The 5,063-nt window shown below is 61.4% G+C and carries 6 protein-coding genes; 3 read left to right on the plus strand and 3 right to left on the minus strand.

What is annotated here, in order from left to right; translation table 11 throughout:
* The first annotated feature begins 156 nt into the window (after positions 1 to 156).
* Positions 157 to 597, plus strand: coding sequence for a GFA family protein (locus tag HX846_RS16070; protein WP_102368797.1), 441 nt, complete (start codon positions 157 to 159; stop codon positions 595 to 597).
* A gap of 101 nt (positions 598 to 698) precedes the next feature.
* Here the strand turns inward: HX846_RS16070 and HX846_RS16075 are convergent, their stop codons facing one another.
* A complete protein-coding gene (locus HX846_RS16075; RefSeq protein ID WP_102368796.1) occupies positions 699 to 1,304 on the minus strand; it encodes a histidine phosphatase family protein in 606 nt (201 codons plus the stop codon).
* A gap of 138 nt (positions 1,305 to 1,442) precedes the next feature.
* On the opposite strand from HX846_RS16075, the gene HX846_RS16080 reads away from it, so the two are divergent.
* Positions 1,443 to 2,396, plus strand: a complete 954-nt coding sequence (locus HX846_RS16080; RefSeq protein WP_102368795.1) for an aliphatic sulfonate ABC transporter substrate-binding protein — start codon at positions 1,443 to 1,445, stop codon at positions 2,394 to 2,396.
* A 140-nt stretch (positions 2,397 to 2,536) separates the two neighbouring features.
* Here the strand turns inward: HX846_RS16080 and HX846_RS16085 are convergent, their stop codons facing one another.
* A complete protein-coding gene (locus tag HX846_RS16085) occupies positions 2,537 to 3,517 on the minus strand; it encodes a sugar-binding transcriptional regulator (protein WP_003215718.1) in 981 nt (326 codons plus the stop codon).
* A gap of 63 nt (positions 3,518 to 3,580) precedes the next feature.
* Positions 3,581 to 4,042: a ribose 5-phosphate isomerase B gene (gene rpiB, locus HX846_RS16090; protein ID WP_003215716.1), complete on the minus strand. Its 462-nt coding sequence runs from the start codon at positions 4,040 to 4,042 to the stop codon at positions 3,581 to 3,583.
* A 284-nt stretch (positions 4,043 to 4,326) separates the two neighbouring features.
* Here rpiB and HX846_RS16095 point away from each other — a divergent pair.
* Positions 4,327 to 5,063, plus strand: a 737-nt coding sequence (locus HX846_RS16095; protein WP_178965707.1) for an ATP-binding cassette domain-containing protein, incomplete at its 3' end; no start/stop codon positions are given.

Genomic DNA, 5,063 nt, shown 5'->3' on the forward strand with positions numbered 1-5,063 from the left:
GGCGCGCTGGGTTTCCCATTGGAGTTGCGGGGCGTTCATACATTTCCTGTGAGCCGCTGGGCAGTTTTGGCGGATGTTCTTTGTTCGGAGGCTGCGGCATGCTGGCGAGCATAACCGATGGGGCTTTCGCCCTCACTTTGCACAGGATCGTTTTTGATGACACTCACCGGCCAATGTCGCTGCGCCCGCGTGACCTACACCCTCGATACCGACGCGCCGCTGGCGGTGTATGCCTGCCATTGCCGCCACTGCCAGACCTGGAGCGGCAGCGCGTTTGCCCTGCATGCGCTGTTGCCGGCGGATGCGCTGCGGGTTGACGGTTCGCTGACGGAATATGCCTATGACGTTGATGGGCAGCGCTCGGAACATCGGTTGTGCGGGGTGTGCCATACGCGGATCTGCAACACCACGACGGCCGCGCCGGGGTTGGTTGTGCTGCGGGTCGGGACACTGGATGAGAGCCCGTCCGTGCAGCCGGTGGCGCATATCTGGCTGCGGCACAAGCAGCCGTGGGTAACGCTGGCGGAGGGTGTTCCGACCTGGCCGGAAAGCCCTACGCCCCAGGCGTTTGCGCAGGCGTTGAGCGTTCCCCTGTAGACATGACTCACACCCACACTGTGGCGAGGGAGCTTGCTCCCGCTGGGTTGCGCAGCAACCCCAAAAGCATTGACCGGCCCATCCTGAAAGACCGCAGCGGCCTACCAGGGGGCGCTTCGCACCCCAACGGGAGCAAGCTCCCTCGCCACATTGGGCTCTGCGTCGATGTTGAGACTCAGCACTTCGCCATTGCGCAACTGCCAGTCGAGGAAGTCTGAGAAATCATCGCGAACCAATGCGCGAATCGCCTTGGCGACAACCCCATGGGCAACCAGCACCACCACCTGTTGCCCATGGTTCACCAGCAACTGATTCAATCCGCCCCGGATGCGCTCGACGAACTGCGAGATTGACTCACCGTCCGTGGGTGCCCGCTCCCATTGCCGGGTAATATTCTGCGCCCAAAGGTCGGGATAACGCTGCGCCGCCTCCGCCTGGGTCAGTCCCTCAAACACCCCCACGCCGCGCTCACGAAACGCATCCAGCGTAGGCAGTTGCAGCCCATCATCCGCAAACACAATGGCCGCCGTTTGCTGAGCCCTGCGCAGCGGCGAGACGATGACGGCGTCGATCTGCGCCGGCAATTTTTCCCGCAACTCCCGCGCCTGCAGCACGCCCCGTTCGTTGAGATCAATGTCCAGCGAGCCCTGGTAACGCCCCTCGGCATTGGCTTGAGTTTCGCCGTGACGAACAACATACAACTGCATACCGCCCTCCTTCATCCTGACGCTGAAAGGCCGCGAACGGCGCACCCGATAAAGGCCTAAGCTAAGATCGAAAAATTATTTATCGAATGTTTTTTAGAACAATAAGCTCACCTTAATCCATTAAGAGTCGAGCACGCCATGCCCCAGTTTTCGCTCCATCGCCTTTTCATCGCAGGCCTTGCCACACTGGGCCTCTGCACCGCCCTGAACGCTCAGGCCGAGGAAACCGTACGCATCGGCTACCAGAAATCCTCGACCCTGATCACCTTGCTGAAAACCCAGGGCACCCTGGAAAAAGCCCTCAAGGCCGACGGCATAGACGTCACCTGGCACGAGTTCCCCAGTGGCCTGCCGCTGCTGGAAGCACTCAACGTCGGTAACGTGGATATCAGCGCCGACGTGGCCGACACCGTGCCGATCTTCGCCCAGGCCGCCCAGGCCAAGCTCACCTACTTCGCCCAGGAAGCGCCCTCGCCCCAAGCCCAGGCGATCGTGGTGCGCAAGGACTCGCCGATCCAGCAACTGGCGGACTTGAAAGGCAAGAAAATCGCCGTGACCAAGGCCGCCGGCACTCACTATTTATTGATCGCTGCCTTGAACAAGGCGGGGCTGGCCTTCTCCGATATCGAGCCGGCGTACCTGACGCCCGCCGATGGCCGCGCTGCGTTTGAAAACAACAAGGTTGATGCCTGGGTCACGTGGGAACCGTTCCTCACCAGCGTGCAGCGCCAACTGCCCACCCGCACCCTTGCGGACGGTACCGGGCTGGCCAGTTACAAGCGCTATTACCTGACGGGTACGCCCTATGCCCAGGCGCATCCCGAAGTGCTGAAGCTGGTGTACGAGCAGTTGCACCAGGCTGGCGAGTGGGTGAAAAGCCACCCGCGTGATGCCGCGAAAGTGCTGGGGCCATTGTGGGGCAACCTGGATGTGGAGACTGTCGAGGCCGCCAATGCTCATCGCAGTTATGAGGTGCAGCCGGTGACGCTGGATCAGTTGGGGGAACAGCAGAAAATTGCGGATGCGTTCTTCAAGGCGGGGTTGTTGCCCAAGGCGGTGGATGCGCAGGATGTGCAGGTGTGGAAACCCTGAGGCAGTCAACTGTGGGAGCCGGGCTTGTCCGCGATGCAGACAACTCGGTACTCCAGTCATACCGCGGTGATGCCATCGCAGCCTCGCCAAGGCTCGACAGCTCCCACAGGTGATGTTCAGGGCCTGGACTATCGGCGGTGTCAGCTTTTACGCGTCGCGTCATCCAGCGCAAGGATGGTGTGAGCATTGGTCACCGTGGTCGCCAGGGTATTGATCACTCCCGAACGCAACGCCCCCAGCGTTGCCGCCGCCTTGGTGTTTTCACTGGCAATCGCCACCACATCCGGAATCCGAAACAGCTCCTGCACCGTCAACCCGATCACCCGCCCCTGAATCGCGTTGACCGCCGGCTGGCCATGAATGTCGATGAAGTCATAACCCATCATGTCCCCCACCGTGCCGGACAACCGCGCCTGTGCAATTTCCTGGGGCGAAAACCACCCCATGCGCACCATGTTGCTGTTTTCACTCATGTCACCGATGCCGATCAACGCCATGTCCGCACGGCGGGCACGGTCAAGCGTGGAACGCACCGTATCGTTGCTGATCAACACCCCACGCAGTTCCGGGTTGGCCACCAGCGCCGGGGCGTACAGGCTTTCACTCTCGCCACCAAACCGCAGGGCCAGGCGCCGGCAAATATGGTCGGGGTTCATGTATTCACCCGCCTTGAGCGAACCGCCAATGGCGCACACAAACGTGCAGTTGCGGGTCACCGGCAAAAACACATTATCGGCCACCGCACCGACGTTACGCCCCATGCCCACCGCGACGATCATGCCGTCGCTGAGGGTTTTGTTCAGGTAGTTGGCCACCAGGCTCGCCACCGCCGAGCGCTGGGTGTCCGGGTCGCTGTGGTCCACCGCAATCAAGGCGCGGTCCAGCTGGAAGCGCTCCACCAGCGCCTGTTCCAGCTCGTTGTTCATCGCCGGGTGCTGCAACACCCGCACCTCGACAATCCCTTCATCCCGTGCGCGTTTGAGCAGGCGGCTGACTTTTGCCCGGGACAGGTCGAAGCGCTTGGCGATGGCTTCCTGAGTGACGTTCTCAAGGTAATAGAGCATCGCCACTTCGGTCATCAGGTCGATGTCGCTGGCGATGCGCTGGGTACTGTCACTCATGGGCACGGGCTTCCGTTTCGGTGTCAAAGGCGCATTCTCCCGACTCTTGCCCCGTTCCGTCCACTACTGATGCCCGTCACGCTCGATCGCGTTGATGCGGTCGACCTTGGCCCCGGAACGCGCGGCTTCGAACTCCGACTCCAGGAACGACTTGACGATGCTCTTGGCCAGTTCCGCGCCGATCACCCGTGCACCGATGGACAGGATCTGCGCATCGTTGCTCTTGCGTGCCCGCTCCGCCGAATAGGTGTCATGGGCCTGGGCCGCACGAATCCCCAGGACTTTGTTGGCCGAGATGGCCATGCCGATACCAGTGCCGCACACCAGCACGCCCAAGCGTTGCTCGCCGGCATTGATCGCCGTGGCCACCGCCAGGGCAATGTCCGGGTACAGCACCGGCGCCGTGGAATGGGTGCCGAAGTCCGTCACCGGGTAACCCAGCGCCTCGATATGGCGCTTCAACAGTTCTTTGAGCTCATAACCCGCTTCATCGCATCCGATAGCCACCGGGAAAGGTGTGTTCATGGCGTTTGGCTCCGCTGCCGTTTTGGGTACTGGAGAGTGATCATATGATCACTCGATGAAATTTATCTCAGTCATTTCTCGGATATTCCAGTCGCCCTGTCAAGCAGGATTTAGCTGACCTCCCAGTCAAAGCCCTCTAAACCGGCGCACTTTGCGCAAATCCATCCATTTACAACTTTTCAGTGAAAGAGATTGACTGATCAGAATTTCATTTGATACACATATGCTCACAGCGAAACATGACTGTGCGACCTAATAAGAATTCACAGCACGAGGACACGCCGATGGCCACGCCATTACTGCTCCAGGCTGAACACGTCGCCAAGGCTTACGCCGGGATTCCTGCCCTGCGTGAGGGGCGCCTCTCTCTGCGGGCCGGCAGCGTCCACGCCCTGTGCGGCGGCAATGGCGCAGGCAAATCGACTTTCCTGAGCATCCTGATGGGCATCACCCAGCGTGACGCCGGGACCATCCTGCTCAACGGCTCCCCCGCCCAGTTCAACCGCCCCAGCGAAGCACTCGCGGCGGGGATCGCGATGATCACCCAGGAGCTGGAACCCATCCCCTACATGACCGTCGCCGAAAACATCTGGCTGGGCCGCGAACCGCGCCGCGCCGGCTGCATCGTCGACAGCAAGGAGCTCAACCGGCGCACTCGCGAACTGCTGGAAGGCCTGGAGTTCGACGTCGACGCCACCAGCCCCATGCATCGCCTGAGCGTGGCGCAGATCCAGCTGGTGGAGATCGCCAAGGCATTCAGCCACGACTGCCAGGTGATGATCATGGACGAGCCCACCTCGGCCATCGGCGAGCGCGAGGCCGAAACCCTGTTCAAGGCCATCCGCCGCCTAACCGCCCGTGGTGCCGGCATCATCTATGTGTCGCACCGCCTCAGTGAACTGGCGCAGATTGCCGACGACTACAGCATCTTTCGTGACGGCGCCTTCGTTGAGACCGGGCGCATGGCCGATATCGACCGCGCCCACCTGGTGCGCGGCATCGTCGGCCAGGAACTGACCCG

The sequence above is a fragment of the Pseudomonas sp. K5002 genome (assembly GCF_013386655.1).
Lineage (GTDB): Bacteria > Pseudomonadota > Gammaproteobacteria > Pseudomonadales > Pseudomonadaceae > Aquipseudomonas.